The organism is Paenibacillus sp. FSL L8-0435, assembly GCF_037965655.1.
Lineage (GTDB): Bacteria > Bacillota > Bacilli > Paenibacillales > Paenibacillaceae > Paenibacillus.
In genome coordinates this window covers 4734654-4752628 of record NZ_CP150185.1, presented here as the reverse complement: position 1 = coordinate 4752628, position 17975 = coordinate 4734654, and the positions used below count along the sequence as shown (strand labels likewise).

At 47.3% G+C, this 17975-nt stretch carries 15 protein-coding genes; 13 read left to right on the top strand and 2 right to left on the bottom strand.

Annotated features, from left to right (window positions below):
* Positions 1-87: 87 nt before the first annotated feature.
* The 7 genes from NST33_RS21140 to NST33_RS21110 all read left to right on the top strand — a co-directional run bounded on the left by NST33_RS21140 (position 88) and on the right by NST33_RS21110 (position 7014).
* Positions 88-1782 (top strand): DNA repair helicase XPB, encoded by a 1695-nt coding sequence (locus tag NST33_RS21140; RefSeq protein WP_339177826.1) that lies wholly within the window; start codon positions 88-90, stop codon positions 1780-1782.
* 36 nt (positions 1783-1818) lie between these two features.
* Positions 1819-3537 carry a helicase-associated domain-containing protein gene (locus NST33_RS21135; RefSeq protein WP_339304958.1) on the top strand — a complete coding sequence of 573 codons (1719 nt, stop codon included), beginning with the start codon at positions 1819-1821 and terminating at the stop codon, positions 3535-3537.
* A 152-nt stretch (positions 3538-3689) separates the two neighbouring features.
* The gene (locus NST33_RS21130) at positions 3690-4127 is read left to right on the top strand and encodes a YlbF family regulator (protein ID WP_036614642.1); all 438 of its coding nucleotides are present in this window, start codon (positions 3690-3692) and stop codon (positions 4125-4127) included.
* 30 nt (positions 4128-4157) lie between these two features.
* Positions 4158-4421, top strand: a complete 264-nt coding sequence (locus NST33_RS21125; protein WP_026080981.1) for a YlbG family protein — start codon at positions 4158-4160, stop codon at positions 4419-4421.
* A 165-nt stretch (positions 4422-4586) separates the two neighbouring features.
* Positions 4587-5024 (top strand): hypothetical protein, encoded by a 438-nt coding sequence (locus tag NST33_RS21120; protein WP_017687436.1) that lies wholly within the window; start codon positions 4587-4589, stop codon positions 5022-5024.
* A gap of 132 nt (positions 5025-5156) precedes the next feature.
* Entirely contained in the window at positions 5157-6080 is a 924-nt protein-coding gene (locus NST33_RS21115; RefSeq protein ID WP_221825328.1) for a selenium metabolism-associated LysR family transcriptional regulator, read from the top strand.
* Between the two features lie 64 nt (positions 6081-6144).
* Positions 6145-7014: a PHP domain-containing protein gene (locus tag NST33_RS21110; RefSeq protein WP_339304956.1), complete on the top strand. Its 870-nt coding sequence runs from the start codon at positions 6145-6147 to the stop codon at positions 7012-7014.
* Positions 7015-7153: 139 nt separating this feature from the next.
* On the opposite strand, the gene NST33_RS21105 is transcribed toward NST33_RS21110, so the two are convergent.
* On the bottom strand, positions 7154-7600 hold the full coding sequence (locus NST33_RS21105; protein WP_339304954.1) for a GNAT family N-acetyltransferase: 447 nt from the start codon (positions 7598-7600) through the stop codon (positions 7154-7156).
* Between the two features lie 297 nt (positions 7601-7897).
* Positions 7898-9670, bottom strand: coding sequence for an NFACT RNA binding domain-containing protein (locus NST33_RS21100; protein ID WP_221825323.1), 1773 nt, complete (start codon positions 9668-9670; stop codon positions 7898-7900).
* Between the two features lie 357 nt (positions 9671-10027).
* Between NST33_RS21100 and NST33_RS21095 the strand changes: the two genes are divergently transcribed.
* The 6 genes from NST33_RS21095 (at position 10028) to gmk (ending at position 17825) form a co-directional block, all read left to right on the top strand.
* Positions 10028-12886, top strand: coding sequence for a calcium-translocating P-type ATPase, SERCA-type (locus tag NST33_RS21095; protein WP_339304951.1), 2859 nt, complete (start codon positions 10028-10030; stop codon positions 12884-12886).
* 183 nt (positions 12887-13069) lie between these two features.
* Positions 13070-13903 carry a diaminopimelate epimerase gene (gene dapF / locus NST33_RS21090; protein WP_339304949.1) on the top strand — a complete coding sequence of 278 codons (834 nt, stop codon included), beginning with the start codon at positions 13070-13072 and terminating at the stop codon, positions 13901-13903.
* 215 nt (positions 13904-14118) lie between these two features.
* Positions 14119-16008, top strand: a complete 1890-nt coding sequence (locus NST33_RS21085) for a bifunctional homocysteine S-methyltransferase/methylenetetrahydrofolate reductase (RefSeq protein WP_339304947.1) — start codon at positions 14119-14121, stop codon at positions 16006-16008.
* Positions 16009-16027: 19 nt separating this feature from the next.
* Positions 16028-16927 (top strand): YicC/YloC family endoribonuclease, encoded by a 900-nt coding sequence (locus NST33_RS21080; RefSeq protein WP_339304945.1) that lies wholly within the window; start codon positions 16028-16030, stop codon positions 16925-16927.
* Between the two features lie 51 nt (positions 16928-16978).
* Complete coding sequence (locus NST33_RS21075; RefSeq protein WP_006209218.1) at positions 16979-17239, top strand: DUF370 domain-containing protein; 261 nt, start codon at positions 16979-16981, stop codon at positions 17237-17239.
* Between the two features lie 13 nt (positions 17240-17252).
* A complete protein-coding gene (gene gmk, locus NST33_RS21070; RefSeq protein WP_017687445.1) occupies positions 17253-17825 on the top strand; it encodes a guanylate kinase in 573 nt (190 codons plus the stop codon).
* Positions 17826-17975 lie beyond the last annotated feature (150 nt).

The following is a 17975-nucleotide window of genomic DNA, read 5'->3' as shown; positions in this document are numbered from 1 at the left end:
CCAGACTTTTTGAACTCGCAATTATAGAGGTTCATTTTCGGAAGCTGCCGGAACTGGACTTTTTTTGTGATAGGAGGAAGGCTCCAAATGGAAGGAACAGAACATATGGTAAGGACAGATGCTTGTATCGTTCAGCGAGATTTTACAGTTTTGCTGGAAGTTGGCCACCCCGGATTCGAAAGAGCAAGAGAGCAGCTTGGGATGTATTCAGAACTGGTTAAGACACCGGCAGCGTTTCATACCTACCGAATCACTCCGTTATCGCTCTGGAATGCGGCTGCGCTGGGATGGAATGCAGATCAGGTCATCGCAAGTTTGGAGCTGGTATCCCGCTGGAACGTACCTGCTGCACTCATACAGGATGTTCGGAGAATCATGGATCAGTATGGCAAATTAAGGCTGCATTCCGAAGCAGATCACACCAGAATGCGTCTTTACAGTGAGGATGAGCGGTTGCTGGATGAATTAAGTGGATTGAAAACGATAGCTGCCTTTCGCATGGAACGCAAGGACGCTCATGAACTACTGCTTCCAGGAGAACAGCGAGGGTTATTAAAAAGGGAATTAACAAGGTTAGGTTACCCCGTACTTGATTACGTGGGGTATCGGGAGGGAACCAAGCTTTCATTCCAATGGCGAACCAATGGTCCGGGGGACCACTCTGAGCAATTTGCGCTGCGTTCTTACCAGAGAGAGGCTGTGGATGCATTCGAAGGTAGTGAGGGCATGGGAGGAAGTGGTTTACTCGTACTTCCTTGCGGGGCAGGCAAAACGGTCATTGGCATGGCCGTGCTGGAGCGGCTTCAATGTGAATGCTTGATTTTAACGTCCAATACAACGTCTGTGCGACAGTGGATTCAGGAAATTCAAGACAAAACCACGATTACCAGCGAACAGATTGGTGAGTATTCAGGTCAGAAAAAACAGGTAAAACCTGTGACTGTAGCTACATATCAGATTCTTACACACCGGAAATCAAAGGATGCTGATTTTACCCACATTAAACTGCTCAGTGAGCGGCAATGGGGGCTGATCATATATGATGAAGTACATTTGCTGCCAGCACCAGTGTTTCGTGCAACTGCGGATATTCAAGCTACGCGAAGACTGGGATTAACGGCTACATTGGTTCGAGAAGATGGCTGTGAACAGGATGTTTTCTCGCTGATTGGTCCAAAGCTCTATGATATGCCGTGGAAACAACTGGAGCAGCAAGGGTGGATTGCTGATGTACAATGTCAGGAGATACGTATCCCGTTTTCCCCGGAACTAAGATCGAATTATCTGCAAGCTGAGGTTAAGCACCAATTTCGATTGGCTGCCGAGAATCCGGCAAAAGTACGTGTAGTCAAGCGTTTGCTGGAACGTCATCGGGATTTGCCTGCACTAGTGATTGGACAATATCTGGATCAGTTAGAGTTGATTGCCCGGGAAATTGAAGCACCTCTGATCTCGGGAACCATGTCACAGCAAGAGCGAATCAAATGGTTTGCCGCTTTTCGGCGAGGAGAGATTAAAACGATTGTGGTATCCAAGGTTGCCAATTTTGCTGTGGATCTGCCAGATGCTGCTGTTGCGCTTGAGATATCCGGGAGTTTCGGGTCAAGGCAGGAAGAGGCACAACGTTTGGGGAGAATTCTGAGACCAAAAGCTGGAGAAAACAAAGCATATTTCTATGCGTTGGTATCGGAGGATAGTAAGGAACAAGAGTTTGCACTAAACCGTCAGATGTTCTTGGTGGAGCAGGGATATGAATATGCCATCGTTCATGAGAACGAATAGTCCATTTATACTCGCGAAAAGAGGAGGGATTGGGATATGTCTTCATTTGAACCAATAGATGAGCCTGTGGTACTGAACCTTGATTCATGGTCAAAGCTTACTTTGGTGGAGCAAAAAGTGCTTGGTGCAATTTTTCACAAACATGCGGGTCAGCCTTTTTCCTCCCTCCTGCCGCGAGAACAGTGGGCCATCGAAGGACTAAGTGTCGCAGAAGTCAAATCCTCATTCGCCAACCTTAGGCAACAAAGATGGATTGAATCTGCATATAAGAGCTGGGGGGAGCAATTATTCTATATTCCTGCTTCACTGTTGGAGACATTGACGAGTGCTTACGCACAAAGAGTGGGCATAACCGTTGAACAGATAACACAACATGCTCAAGTACTACAGGAGGGAAAGCCGGATATTGCTGCAGAGTTACTTCATTTGGTCGCGTGGATTGAAAGAGAAGGACTTCCTTTGACAGGTAAAGGCACTATACATAAAAAAAGTGTTCAAAAATTAAGTGTGATCACGGTATTATCTTCGACAGACTTTGAAGGTCTGGGTATCCGATATGAACATTCGGATTTGTATCCGACCCACGTAGCAATCCTTCTCGATCTACTGCTCAGTCTGAATCTCGTTCAGAAGTCAGATGGCCATATTCAAATTGTAGATCATCGATTACAAAAATGGTTGAAGCTTTCGTGGAGACAGATGCATCGGGAAATATATCAAGCGTGTATGGACAGATACGGTGAAGCTGAACCCGCGTTGCAGCATTTCCGTTATCAATTGGCAGTGCTTGCTCCAGAAAAAAACATATGGTGCCATATAGAGAATTCGGAATTGAAACCACGAGTCAGGGGCTGGCTCTGCGCACTGGCTGGCTGGGGTTATGGTGAAGTAGGAGAAGATCAGTCGGGAGAGCTGGCATTCCGCTGGCTGATCGAACCGCAGAGCCTGTTAAATCGGGAACAAGAGATGGTAAGTGAGACGGAGCCGTCTGGATTTTACATGCAGCCTGATTTTGAAATGTTGGTGCCGCCGGAAGCAGGGCCTGATGTGATCTGGATGCTTGAGCAATACGCAGAACGGGTGACACGTGATCAAATGTCCATCTACCGTTTGACAAGAGAACGATTCATTTCGGCCATTGCCAGAGGGTATGGACTACATGAAGTGATGGAGTTTCTGGATCAATATGCTCTGACAGGCATACCGGAGAATGTACGGAATGTGTTAGCAGATTGGGGAAAGGGGACGGGTGCTGCACCGTTGACTGTAGATCGGAATATGAAGGTAATGGAGGCAAGTACAGGCTCTGCAGATGATCCGAAGTTATTAGAAAAGGATATGTTGAGCGATGTATATTCTTCTTTCTACACACCCGATAATCAAGGTCTGGTTGATGTTCCTGCTTCTCTGCATGGGTTGGAGCGTGATCATTCTGTCATTGAGAAGAAGTTCTCTCTGTTGGGATTTGAGGAGATACCGGAGACCTGGTACAGGGAGTGGCGTCGATATCATAGTTCAACCGCACGACAGATTGCTGCCAAAGCCATTGAGTGGCAGACCAAGCTGGGTATACAACAGGAAAATCGTACGCAATACCTCATTCCACATCAGGTAGAGGGTCATGAACAATGGACTTTAAGCGGTTGGTGTATGCTGGATTCAAGTGAAAATACATCAGAGACGGAATGGCGTACATTCTCCCCGTCAGAGTGGGATACAATGCGTCTTATCCTGCCAGATGATGTCATAACCTGACTATTTCACGTGAATATCAGGTTGAAAGGCGAATTTTCGAGTTCCCCGTATTTCTAATTGCAGGAAAAACTCTTCTTAACTATTCATGGATATGCTATGATGAGGTAGTCTACGTTAAGTAGAACTTTATATATAGATAGGATGAATATTTCATGAGCGTAGCGGAAATGAACACGGTCGATATGGCCCAAGTGTTAACGGGCGCATATGAACTGGGCGACATGATTAACCAATCTGCCGAAGTATCGGATTATTTATATTGGAAGCAGCAAGTCGAGACTACCCCTGAGATTCAGATGGGGATTCGGAAGCTGAATGCCAAGAAGGAATTGTTTGAAGAAACACAGCGTTTCGGTCATTTTCACCCGGATTATCATGCAGCAAAAGACCAGGTGAAGGCTCTGGAACAGGAGTTGGAAAATTTCGAGGCGGTAATCCGCTTCAAACAGGCAGAGAAGTCCCTGGATGATATGTTATTCCAGATGTCAGAGACCATTGCATTTGCAGTGTCAACGACCATTAAGGTACCGAGCAATGATCCGAATCCGAAGGGCGGCTGCGGTAGTGGCGGCAAGTGTGGTTGCAGTTAAGTAATCATTATAGAAGGGCGGGGAACGATGATGTTTGCGGAAAGGACAGGATTCATTATTTGGGTCAGTGATTTGAAGGCTGCCCGTAATCTCGAAAAATATGGCACCGTGCATTATATCTCCCGCCGTATGCATTATGTAGTCATGTATGTTAATGCAGAACGGGCTGATGATACGATGAAAAATGTGAAGCGACTTTCCTATGTGCGCAAGATTGAACGCTCGTATCGTAATGAGATCAAAACCGAGTATGCCAGCAAAACGATGGACAAAACGAGCTTTTACGGAATATAGACGAGAAACTGGAGGGACCCTTTGGGGTCGCTCTTTTCTTGAATTATACACAAATTGGCTATTGTGAAAAAAAGTTAAACTTACGCCTTGAGGTTGCGGGACTAATGTTGTAATATATTTGGTAATAAATAGATAGAAAGTCCTATCTGGTGGAGAGTGATTCCCATGCGTGATAAGGTGATGCAACGTTGGAGCACCTACGAGCCGTTTTTCGTGGCTCTTGGAGACAAGAAAGTGGCCGACATCGTCATTACCCATCATGCCAAGATGCGGTATGCAGACCGTATTGAGCCTGCACGTAGTGATGATGACCATATTGCGGCGTGGTTATGGGAGTGTCTGAAGCAGGACCGAATAACACCATACTACCGTAATGAACAGGACGTCTACCTGATTGATGAGGATCTGGTGGTGGTCGCCGAATTTTCCGAACTTGAAGGAGAATATGATATTGCGGGCAACCCGCTGCACAAAATGATTGTAGTTACGTTTCTGGGACGTATGTCGGAGACCATTGAATTAAGGGACCTGAAGTCATATTATTCATGGTTAAGACATTCAAGAAGAATGACGCTGGTCAAAAATAGCCGTAAGCATAAGTAAGTTGGAGTAGATTCAATATGTTGAACTCATAGATTCAAGTATTATCGCATGCAGACAAGCTGCATGCTTTTTTTGTTGCCAAGCGGGAAATCGGCTACAATGTAGAGAGTGTAATCGAAGAGGGGCGAAGATATGAATTTTCACCAATTGCATATTTTTTATACGGTAGCAGAGAAGGGGAGTTTCTCGGCTGCTGCACAAGCATTACATATGACTCAACCGGCAGTAACGATGCAGATTCAATCATTGGAAGACTATTTTGGCACCAAGTTACTGCATCGTTCCACCAAAAAAATAGAATTATCCGAGGCGGGCCGGACGTTATTACCTCATGCGAAACGGAGTGTAGAGCTGGTCAGACAGACGGACGAAGCGATGTCGGCGTTTACCCAGATGTTACAGGGCCGACTCCAGTTGGGAGCCAGTTTAACGATCGGGGAATATGTGCTTCCACGCATGCTCGGACCATTTGCACTTCAATATCCGGATATTTCCATCGTCATGAAAGTGATGAATACAACGCAAATTATGGATGATATATTGAAGCACCAGCTTAATTTTGGTCTGATTGAAGCGCCAGTGAACCACCCGGACATGATTGTAGAGCCTGTCATGCAGGACGAGCTGAAACTGATTGTACCTGCCGGGCATGATTTGGCTAAGCGCAGCAAAGTAAATATTGAGGATGTAATGAATTATCCTTTTGTGTTGCGTGAGAAGGGCTCGGGTACTCGTCAGGTGATGGAAGACCAATTGCAAAAGAAAAAGATTGATCCACAGGATATGAATGTGGTGATGGAACTTGGCAGTACAGGAGCGGTAAAATCGGCCGTGGAGGCAGGGGTAGGCATTACGATGTTATCTCCTTCTTCGGTGCAGCATGAACTGGCTCTGGGACTTGTTCATATTGTGGATATCCGCGGACTAGAATTCAAAAGGCAGTTCTATGCCATCCATCTAAAATCGTCCTTGTTGCCCCTGTCAGCAGTCGCTTTCCTGAATTATCTGCGCCAGCAGGAGCAGCCTAAGTCGGTACACAAGACAGGGAAGGCATAATAGCCGGAAACTCAATGATAGATGAGATTTAATCCAAATGACTTACACAAAGGAGCTGTTGTACATGGATCAACGCCAAGGACGCTGTGATCTTCATACGCATAGTCAGGCTTCAGATGGAATGCAGCCACCTGCTGATAATGTGAAGCTTGCCAAACAAAAAGGGCTATCTGCGGTTGCCCTAACAGACCATGATACAGTAGCCGGTGTAGCGGAAGCGCAACAAGCGGGAAAAGAGTACGATATTGATGTTGTTGCCGGAGTGGAGATTAGCACTCGGGCTGGTGGGAAAGATATTCATGTGCTCGGGTATTATGTGAATACAGAGGATGAGCAGTTCCTGCAACGGTTGCGCGGATTACGAGAAGCGCGAGATGAGCGGAATCATCTGATTATCGCAAAGCTCCAAGAACTCGGGCTTGATATAAGCTGGCAGGAGGTACTGGATGAGCTGGGACGCTCGTTAGAGCCGGATGAGAGTATTGGCAGACCTCATATGGCCGATGTGCTGGTGAAGAAGGGATATGCGGTCGACATGCGGGATGCATTTGATCAGTATCTTGCTGAAGGCAAGCCAGGTTTTGTATCTGTACCCCGCGTTGCACCAGAGGATGCGTGCAAGTGGATCAGAGCCGCAGGTGGAGCCGCTGTAATTGCCCATCCGGGTCTATATAATGATGATGAATTGGTGCGACGTATCATCGAAGACTCTCGTCCAGATGGCATTGAGGTGTTTCATTCGGACCATGGCCCGGAAGAGGAACGCAGGTATGGTGAGCTGGCCAAGGAATACGAACTCATTGAAACAGGTGGATCTGATTATCATGGTAAACGGCAAGGTGTTGTTTTCCACGGGGATCTTGGTAGCAAGACCGTAACGGTTGATGTGTTGGAAAGGCTGAAGGCAGCTGCTTCACAGCAAAAGGGAGAGTAAGCGAGACGTTGCAACGCTTTATCTGACTATAATAAATTCTGTATTACTGGATACATTTAAGATCGAAGGAGTAAAGGACATGCAAGCATGATAGGGCTGAACCTACATGTATTCATGTCCTTTTTTTGTTAAAAAAAGTCTACGTGATCGAATAGTTTACCCAATCGCCACGTGTAGCCCCGAGACGTTCGAATAATTGCTGTGCTCGCCCATTGGTCACTGCTGTGATCCAAGACATATATGCACATCCATGATCACGCGTATATTGCTGACAGTGTGCAAATAATTTGGCTTCTGCTTCGCCTTCTCTGAATGTTTCCGTAACGAATAGGTCATTCATAATGGCAACACGCTCTGCTTTCATCGTGCTGTAGGTAAAGAACAGGGTGGAAAATCCGATAAGCTTCCCGTCTTCTTCTGCCACGAATTGCGCACCGATCTGCTGATTAAGCAGGTTGTTGATCAGAAGCTGGATGGATTGATCACCTGGCCAGGGGTTGTTGTAGAATCCCACCACATAGTCCTGCATTAATGCCATCAGGGGTTTCAGATCATCAGGTTGAGTTTCTCTGATATGTATGGTCATGATACACTTCCTTAACTATAAATTTTATTCATCACAATCGAATTATTATACATATAAATGAATTAATATTCAATGAGAAAGCTAAATAAGCTGAGCTTCACATATCATTCAAACAAGTACTGCAACCGCAAAAATCCCCTGAACCGTTAATGGTCAGGGGATTCTGTCTTTGTTACTTTTACATCTATATAAGTTGAACTAATCATTTACACGATAACGGAGGATTACAGCGATTGGAAGGTTGTTCTGTCATCGTAGTGTCAGTGTAAATAATCTTTAGTTCAAACTTATATAGCCTTATCCATTTTTAATCGTGGATGGCAGACTTTTGATCAATTCATCATTTGGCGTAACAAATAAGGTCTTCTGATGATCATAGATCACAAAACCAGGCTTCGCACCACTTGGTTTGCGCACATGACGGATAAACGTGTAATCCACAGGCACACTGCTGGACTCCTTGGCTTGGCTGAAATAGGCAGCAAGCTGTGCTGCTTCTTCCAATGTAGCTTCACCAAAGTCCGTACTGCGAATAACGACATGTGAACCTGGAATGTCTTTGGTATGCAGCCAGGTGTCGTTGGAAGAAGCGAGACGGTTGGTCACGTACTCATTTTGCAGGTTGTTTTTGCCCACAAGAATGTCAATCCCCTCCGAAGAGGTGAACTGGTGTACGGTTGGACGGTCACTTTTCTTCTTCTTTTTACCCTTTTTATTGCGGTCACGAAGATATCCTTGCTGCACAAGCTCATCCCGTATTTCCTCAATGTCGTTCATGGATGCAATGGACAGCTGCTGCAACAGGTTATCAAGATAGTCAATCTCGTCTTTGGTTTTGCCAAGCTGCTCATGAATCACAGCCAGACTGTTCTTGTATTTGTTATACCGCTTGAAATAACGTTGTGCGTTGTCAGACGGTGTGAGCAGCGGATCAAGCTGAATGGTAATGTTGGCTTGGTCTTCATCGTAGAAGTTCACAAGCTCGACGCTTTTGTCCCCTTTGTGAACCTGATGCAGGGAGGCAAATAACAACTCACCCCATAGTCTGAACTTGTCCGCATCGTCCGCTTCCAGCAGATCCTTGTTTAGGTTGTCCAGCTTTTTGATATTTTTGCTTCGCTCATTCTGGAGAAAACGGAGCAGATCACTTACTCTCTGTTTAACCGTATCCCGTTCAGCCTTGTCTCCGTAATAATCTTCCATGCACTTGCTCATCGTGTCATAGGTTTTCTCCAACTCCTGAATGCTCTCAAGATGAACGGCCGAGAAAATCATTTTGCCTTTGGCGTTTGTTCCGGTTACAGGCGTGTAGATATGATCTCTGACAGGTCCCATCACGGCTTCAAAAGCGTCCCAGAGTGCACCAGACTCAACTCGGCTCTCACCCTCAACCACATCTGGAGTGCTCACGATGCCTTCAGCAGCAATCCCACGAGCAGCAATCTCTCCCGCAATTAACGGGCTAAGACCGCTAAAGGAATTCACAAGCCAGCGTGATGCCTCTTCCTCAGCGGCATGATAGCTGTCCTCGAATGCTGTACGACTCACTTCGAGCGGATTACTTTTATGTTGCTCGGGTGGGGCGGTATACGCGAATCCGGGCATGATTACCCGGTAGCTGCTGATGGAAGGAGTCACATGATGAATGCCATCCAGAATCGTTTCTGTAACGGGATCAAGCAAAATAATGTTACTGTGACGCCCCATCAATTCAATGATGATCCGTTTAACCGAGACATCCCCCAGTTCGTCGCGCTGGCGCACATTGATGTGGATAATACGCTCCATGCCAATCTGACGGATCTCCTCAATGATTGCACCTTCACAGTGCTTACGGAGCAACATACAGAACATGGGTGCTTCCGTAGGGTTAAGGAATGTCTTTTCCGTATAATGCACACGGGGATATGTCGGGCTTGCCGAAACAAGCAATTTACTATTTCCGCGCTGAGCACGCAGGGTGAGAACTACGTCATGGCCATTCGGCTGATGGATCTTGCTGATACGTCCACCAATGCAGCCTTGCAGTTCATGAACAATGGCCCGTGTTACAATGCCGTCCAATGCCATTTTTTCCACTTCCTCTCTCTATCGAGCATCTGCATTTATCATGCCAAATGCTTCATCTATATAACTGAAACCGTGCAACCAGGTATGTAAAAAAACAAGGACTGGCTGCAGATTCTTCGTTGCTTGCCTGTTGAACGCTGGAATCGGTACTGCGCAGAACATCGCAGACTTTTATTTTAGCCTATTCTGTCCATCAGGGAAAGGATTCACCTTCCGGGTGCTAATCACAGACCTGTCCGAATACATATAGAGCAGGTAGTTTGTCCGGCATAGTGTACAGCCTGTCGACCAGCGCGCCGGTGAGTCATGTGAGCTTATTTTGCAGATGAAATACAGACTGGGAGGGAAACTTGAAGCATGGAACATACCAAGTGGCATCAACTTAGTGATGAAGAGCTTCGTAACACTCTTGGCGTCAGCCCGCAGGAAGGATTGACGGATGAAGCTGTAGCAGAGAAGAGGAAAGTGGCCGGTTCGAATGAGCTGAGCGAGGGGAAACGCATATCTCCGATTACATTGCTCTTGAATCAGTTCAAGGATTTTATGGTGCTGGTGTTGATGGGAGCAACGTTGGTATCCGGATTACTGGGTGAGTATCTGGATGCGGTAACGATTGTGGCTATTATCGTACTGAATGCGATTCTGGGGTTTGTACAGGAATTCCGGGCTGAACGATCTCTTCGTGCATTAAAACAGTTGTCTGCACCTCTTGCCAAAGTGCTTCGTTCAGGTCAGGAAGTACATCTTGCCGCCAAACAACTTGTCCCCGGGGATATTATTATGGTGGAGAGTGGGGACCGCATACCCGCTGATGTGCGCTGGCTGCAAACGAACAGTCTGGATGTCGAGGAGTCGGCACTTACCGGGGAATCGGTTCCTGTAAGCAAACATTGCCTTCCGATTGCGGACGAGGACGTTCCGCTGGGTGATCAGAAGAATATTGGTTTTATGGGTACCATGGTCACTCGTGGTACAGCCAAAGGTGTGGTTATCCGTACGGGGATGGAGACGGAGATGGGCAAAATCGCCGATCTGATCCAGAATACGGAGGAGCAGGAAACACCGTTACAGCACAGGCTGGAACAATTGGGCAAAATTCTGATTTTTGTCGCATTGGGATTAACCATTATGGTTGTCGTCGCAGGGATATTACACGGACAACCAGCCGTTGGCATGTTTCTGGCTGGGGTCAGCCTCGCGGTGGCTGCCATACCAGAGGGTCTGCCGGCCATTGTAACCATTGCACTCGCACTAGGCGTACAGCGTATGATCAAACGTAAAGCCATTGTACGCAAACTGCCTTCTGTCGAAACTCTGGGCTGTGCATCTGTAATCTGTTCGGATAAGACTGGCACGCTCACTCAGAACAAGATGACAGTAACGGATGTGTGGTTGGAGGGACGTAACATCAAGGTTACCGGGGATGGTTATGCACCTGAAGGACAGATGCTGGAGAACGGTCGCATGGTGGAACTGAAGAGTGACCAGTCCCTGCGCAGAATGCTTCAGATTAGTGCGCTTTGCAACAATGCGAGTATTGTGGAAAGTGTTGCAAGCGAGGTGGGGAGCAAGAAAAAGGGCAAGGATAACAAAAAGGACAGCAAGAAAAACACGAAAAAAGGTGATCTCCAAGAAGAAACCGTTCAACGAGATAATGTATTCTGGGAGCTGAAAGGTGATCCGACGGAAGGTGCACTCGTCACACTGGCCTCCAAAATGGGGCTTACTCCTGCCGGACTCAAAGAGTTGTATGCCCGTCAGCAGGAATTCCCGTTTGACTCGGAGCGAAAACGCATGTCGGTCCTGGTTCATCATCAGGGAGGCCGAATGATCTACACCAAAGGTGCACCGGATGTGTTGATCGGACACTGCAGTTATATTTTGTGGGAAGGCAAGGTTGTACCTTTCACTGGAACGCTGCGACAGAAAGTGATGGCAGCTAACGAGAGCATGGCCGGAGCGGCACTACGTGTCCTCGGAATGGCCTATCGTGAAGTGCGACCGGAAGAAAAAGTGGCTGACGAACACGCCGCCGAGAGTCAGCTTGTCTTCGTAGGACTTGCAGGTATGATAGATCCACCGCGTCGTGAAGTGCGAGATGCAATTGCAACATGCCGCAAAGCAGGCATTCGTACCGTCATGATCACAGGTGATCATGGAACAACGGCAGAAGCCATTGCGCATCAGTTGGGGATTCTTCCACGCGGAGGCGCATCGTTAAGTGGTCAGCAACTTGCAGGCATGACAGACGAGCAACTGGATAAACAGGTAGAGGGCATATATGTGTTCTCAAGGGTAAGTCCTGAACACAAGCTTCGCATCGTAAAATCGTTGCAGCGCAAAGGGCATGTCGTCGCGATGACGGGTGATGGAGTCAATGATGCTCCAGCCATTAAAGCAGCAGACATCGGGATCGCGATGGGTATTACGGGTACAGATGTCACGAAGGAAGCTTCGGCGCTCATTCTGAGTGATGATAACTTCTCAACCATTGTGGCTGCCATTGAAGAAGGCCGTAATATTTATGAGAACATTCGCAAGTTTATCCGTTATTTGCTGGCATCAAACGTGGGCGAAATATTGACAATGTTCTTTGCAATGATGATGGGCCTGCCGCTACCACTCGTACCTATTCAGATTCTGTGGGTTAACCTCGTAACAGATGGTTTGCCTGCAATGGCGCTCGGGGTAGACCAGCCGGAGAAAGATTTGATGGAACACAAACCCCGTGGAGCCAAGGAAAACATTTTTGCCCGCAGACTGGGTTGGAAAATCGTCAGCCGGGGGGTGTTGATTGGATTGTGCACACTCGGAGCGTTCTGGCTTACCTTACAGGCTGCACCGGATAATCCGGGTCAACTCATCAAGGCACAGTCTGTAGCTTTTGCTACACTCGTTTTGGCGCAACTTATCCATGTTTTTGATTGCCGTAGTTCACGGTCCATCTTCCACCGCAATCCACTACAGAACAAATATCTGGTTCTTGCCGTTATTTCATCGGTTGTACTGATGCTAATTGTCATGTACGTTGAGCCGCTGCAGCCGATCTTCAAAACCGTACCTTTGGGATTGCGTGAATGGGCGCTCTGTATCGTTGCTGCAGGCATTCCAACGTTCCTTATGGGCGCAGGCAGCGTGTGGGGTGGTCGTCGTAACCGCCGCCGTATGGGTGGTTCTGGCCGCTTCGTACCGAAAAGTACAAAGTTTTCGGCATAAAATCAATACCTTTTCCTGACCTATTTCGTTATGCTATCCTCAAAATGATTCAAAGCGGAAGCTTTGGCATTTTTGCAGGATAGCTTTTTTGTGTAAATGTTGAATATGAATTTCTATGGTAATCCTGTAGAAGAGCAAGAATATAGCTTTGGCAGCAGACTGCCAAAAGGAGTGGGCAAGATTATGGAATTTACAAAAATGCATGGACTTGGTAACGATTTTATCGTTGTATTTGGTGAAAAGGAGCTTCCGGCAGATGCAGCAGAATTGGCTGTGAAATGGTGCAACCGTTTCTTTGGCATCGGTGCGGACGGCCTGGTTTATATACTGCCTTCGGAGAAGGCGGACTTTCAGATGCGTATTATGAATTCGGACGGTTCGGAAGCAGAGCAGTGCGGTAATGCCATTCGCTGTGTATCCAAATACGTATACGATCATGGTCACGTGAACCAGGAGCAGATCACCATTGAAACGATTGGTGCAGGGGTACAACCTGTGAGTCTCAACATTCGTGATGGTAAAGTGGAAACGGTACGTGTCGACATGGGTGAGCCGATCCTGAACGGTCTTCAAGTGCCTACAACGGTGGATGCCAACCCAGTGGTTGATCACTACATTGAAGCGAATGGACATGCGTTCAAATTCACTGCCGTATCCATGGGTAACCCGCATGCGGTTATCTATGTCGATGACGCTGTGAATTTTGACCTCTCAACTTGGGGCCCACTTCTTGAAGTGCATCCGATGTTTCCAAAAAAAATCAATGTGGAATTCGCCACAGTTCGTGACCGTGGATATGTGGACATGCGTGTATGGGAACGCGGAGCGGGTCCAACACTTGCTTGTGGAACCGGAGCTTGTGCGACACTGGTATCCTCTGTCCTGAATGGACATACAGATCGCACAGCAGTCATCAGCCTCAAGGGTGGGGATCTCCACATTGAGTGGAATGAAGCTGACAATCATGTGTACATGACTGGACCTGCTGAAGTTGTTTTTAAAGGAATCACTTCTTAAAAAAGTGGAAGGTTTAACCAAAGGGGCCTGCGGGCCTCTTTTTTTGTCAAAAAGGAAAGGTCGTGTCTCCTGTACAGAGACATATTGGGGGCTGTATGGCAAGAAAGTCCATATGAGCTGGATACTCATCAAAAACCTGTGTTTTTCTTCGTTTTTTAGCGTTTTTTGTGTTACATTAGTATGTAAATGATCACAGCTAGGCGGGGGGAAATGGGATGAAGGCGGATTTGCGCAAAGTTATGCAGGAACGGGTTCTCGTTGGAGATGGGGCCATGGGAACATTTCTGTACCAAATGGGGTTCCCGGTAGGGATTTCATATGAAGAATTAAACTTGATTTCACCTGAAGTGGTGGCGGATGTACATCGCCGTTATCGGGATGCAGGTACAGAAATATTTGAAACAAATACGTATTCTGCCAATTACGACAAGTTGTCCAAGTTCGGTCTGGAGTCCAAGGTGGAGGACGTGAACCGTGCCGGCGTACGCATTGCCAAAGAGGTAGCTGGGGATACCGGTTATGTGCTTGGTGCAGTTGGTTCCATTCGAGGTGGCAAGCGGACAAACGTGTCAACGAGTGAACTGAAACGCTTTTATCAACAACAGATCTTTGCACTGCTTGATGAAGGCGTGGATGGCATTTTGCTTGAAACCTTCTATGATATCGAGGAAATGGATATTGCCCTTTTGCAAGCGCGCAAGCTGAGTGATCTGCCCGTGATTGGACAGTTCGCGGTAGAGGATGTAGGGCATACACTGGACGGATATACAATGCCTGAAGCCTTCCGAATCATGCGGGAGCAGGGTGCGGACGTCATTGGTTTTAACTGTCGCTCAGGTCCAAACGGGATTATGCGTGCCATGGAAACCGTCTCCGGACGTATTGGTATTCCAATGTCCGTCTACCCGAACGCGGGTGCAGCAGATTATGTAGATGGTCAGTTCCGTTATGGTGCGACTCCGGAGTACTTTGGTCAGACGGCAGTGCAATTTGCTGAACTGGGCGCTCGTATTATCGGCGGTTGCTGTGGTACGACACCTGATCATATTACCGCTATGAAGGAGGCGCTTGCTGACTATGTGCCTTCGCCTATTTTGGAGCCTGATCCGTCAGAATCCAAACCGCGTATTGTGTTGCATGAACATGTGGATGAGCGTTCCGGACGTGGCGGACAGCCTACGATCGTTGATCTGGTCAAGCAGCGTCACACTGTTATCGTTGAACTTGACCCGCCGCGTGACTTGGACATTGCCAAGTTTATGAAAGGTGCCGAGACATTAAAAGCAGCAGGAGCAGACGCACTGACCCTAGCGGATAATTCACTCGCGGTTACACGGATGAGCAACATGGCGCTGGGTCACCTCGTTCAGGATCGCACGGGCCTTCGTCCACTTGTGCATATTGCCTGCCGTGACCGGAATCTGATTGGAACACAGTCCCACATGATGGGTTTTGATGCTCTGGGCATTAATCATGTATTGGCTGTAACAGGAGATCCTGCAAGATTTGGTGATCTGCCGGGTTCAAGCTCAGTATACGATCTGACTTCTTTTGAAATCATACGCATGATCAAACAGTTGAACGATGGAGTGGCTTTCTCAGGTAAACCGCTGAAGCAAAAAGCTGGTTTTGTCATCGGAGCAGCATTTAATCCCAATGTGAAATATTTGGAGAAAGCTGTACAACGTCTGGAGAAGAAAGTTGCCTCTGGCGCAGATTACATCATGACACAACCGATCTATGATCCTGAGTTGATTGTAGCAATGCACGAAGCGACCAAACACCTGGATGTGCCCTTTTTTGTAGGTGTGATGCCGCTGGCGAGTGGACGGAATGCAGAGTATCTGCACAACGAGGTTCCCGGAATTCAGCTTTCGGATGAAGTGCGTTCCCGTATGGCCGGATTGGAAGGCGAAGAAGGCCGTGCGATGGGGGTAAAAATTGCCAAGGAGTTGCTGGACGTAGCAACAGCGCATTTCAAAGGCATCTATCTCATGACACCGTTTATGTTCTACGGCATGACGGCCGAACTGACTCAATACGTATGGGAGAAGTCGGAGCATCAATGTCCTACTTGTTTCAACCCTAATAATCAATTACAATAGTAAAACGGATGTGATGCCGATGTCATTCAGTATGACCGGATACGGTCAATCCGCCTTTCATTTTGGCGGCTATAAGGTACAATTAGAGATCAAATCTGTTAATCATCGTTATTGCGAAGTGATGATGCGTCTGCCAAGAGAGTGGACGTATTATGAAGACGGTTTGAGGAAGATTGTACAGAGTCGTTTGAAACGTGGGCGGATTGATGTTTATGTAATGAAAGAAAAAGAGGAAGACCAGGCTCTTCCCGCTGTTCTGAATGAACAGACGGTCAGGGCCTATCTGCAGGCTGCAGAGCAACTGGAGACCCAATATGGAATGCAGGGCAAACCAAGTATTGTGGATATGCTTGGGTTGCCGGACGTCATGGTTCATTCGGATGGGACAAGTTCCATTGCCGAAGAGCAGAAGGACGAATGGGAGCGAGTTCTGCAGGAAGGATTGAAGGAGGCTCTGTCCAGCCTTGAACAGATGCGCGCTCGCGAGGGTCTTCATCTGGCCAGTGATCTGGAACGGCGGATTACCCGTCTGGAGTCACTGCATACCGAGATGCTTGATCTTGCACCGACTGTGGTAAGTGATTACCGCAACAAGCTAAGACAGAGGCTTACGGAAATGCAGGAAGAAGGCTCTTTCCCTTTTGATGAGCATAAATTGGGTATGGAAATTGCAATGTTTGCCGATCGTTCTAACATAGAAGAGGAGCTTACGCGTCTACAGAGTCACTTTGGACAGAGCAGGGAACTGCTGAAGAGTGATGAGCCCGTAGGTCGTAAGTTGGACTTTCTAATTCAAGAGATGAATCGGGAAGTCAATACGATTGGATCAAAAGCCAACCATTTGGCTCTGGTGAATCGTGTTGTCGAGATGAAGGCGGAGCTGGAGAAGATTCGTGAGCAAGCTGCGAATATCGAATGAACGGCCACATTTCGGCAAAAGAGTCGCATGTATAGGGGGAAGAACCTGATTATGGCAATCAAACTCATTAACATTGGATTCGGTAACATCGTATCGGCGAACCGGATTATATCCATCGTGAGTCCGGAATCGGCGCCGATCAAGAGAATTATACAAGAGGCAAGAGATCGTCACATGCTGATTGATGCAACGTACGGAAGACGTACTCGTGCCGTAATTATTACGGATAGCGATCATGTCATTTTGTCTGCAGTTCAGCCTGAGACGGTCGCCCATCGTCTTTCTTCGAAAGATGATGATAACGACGAATAAAATGGAGTGTAATATGTCTAAGGGATTACTGGTAGTGTTGTCCGGCCCATCTGGGGTCGGGAAGGGTACTGTATGCAGCGCTTTGCGCAAACGGGTGCCGGAATTGATCTATTCCGTATCGGCGACAACCCGTCAGCCTCGTCTTGGTGAAGAACATGGTGTGAACTATTTCTTCAGAAGTCATGAAGAGTTCCAGAACATGATTGCTGAAGATCAATTGTTGGAACATGCGGAGTATGTTGGTAATTATTACGGAACACCGCGTGATTTTGTGGAGAAAACGATTAACGAAGGCCGCGACATCATTCTGGAGATTGAGGTTCAAGGCGCGTTAAAAGTGAAAGAGAAATTCCCGGAAGGGATCTTTGTTTTCCTGCTTCCTCCTTCATTGGACGAGCTGAAAGATCGCATTCAGGGCCGTGGTACCGAAAGCCAAGCGACCATTGATCACCGGATGTCCGTAGCGGTTGATGAGATCAGTCTGCTGGAGCAGTATGATTACGCTGTTGTTAATGATGAAATTGATTTGGCGTGCAAGAGAATAGAAAGCATCATAATCGCCGAACATTGTAAGATCAATAAATAATCCCTTTTGCCGCTGCAGAATGCGATATAAGTGGGGCAGTTGTCATATCATATACTGAAGCACTCCTTCTCGGAATGCCCGGGTGTGAAGACATGCCACATCAGTTCTGTCAGGCGGCAACTTGCGATTATACTAATGCGAAGAGGTGTT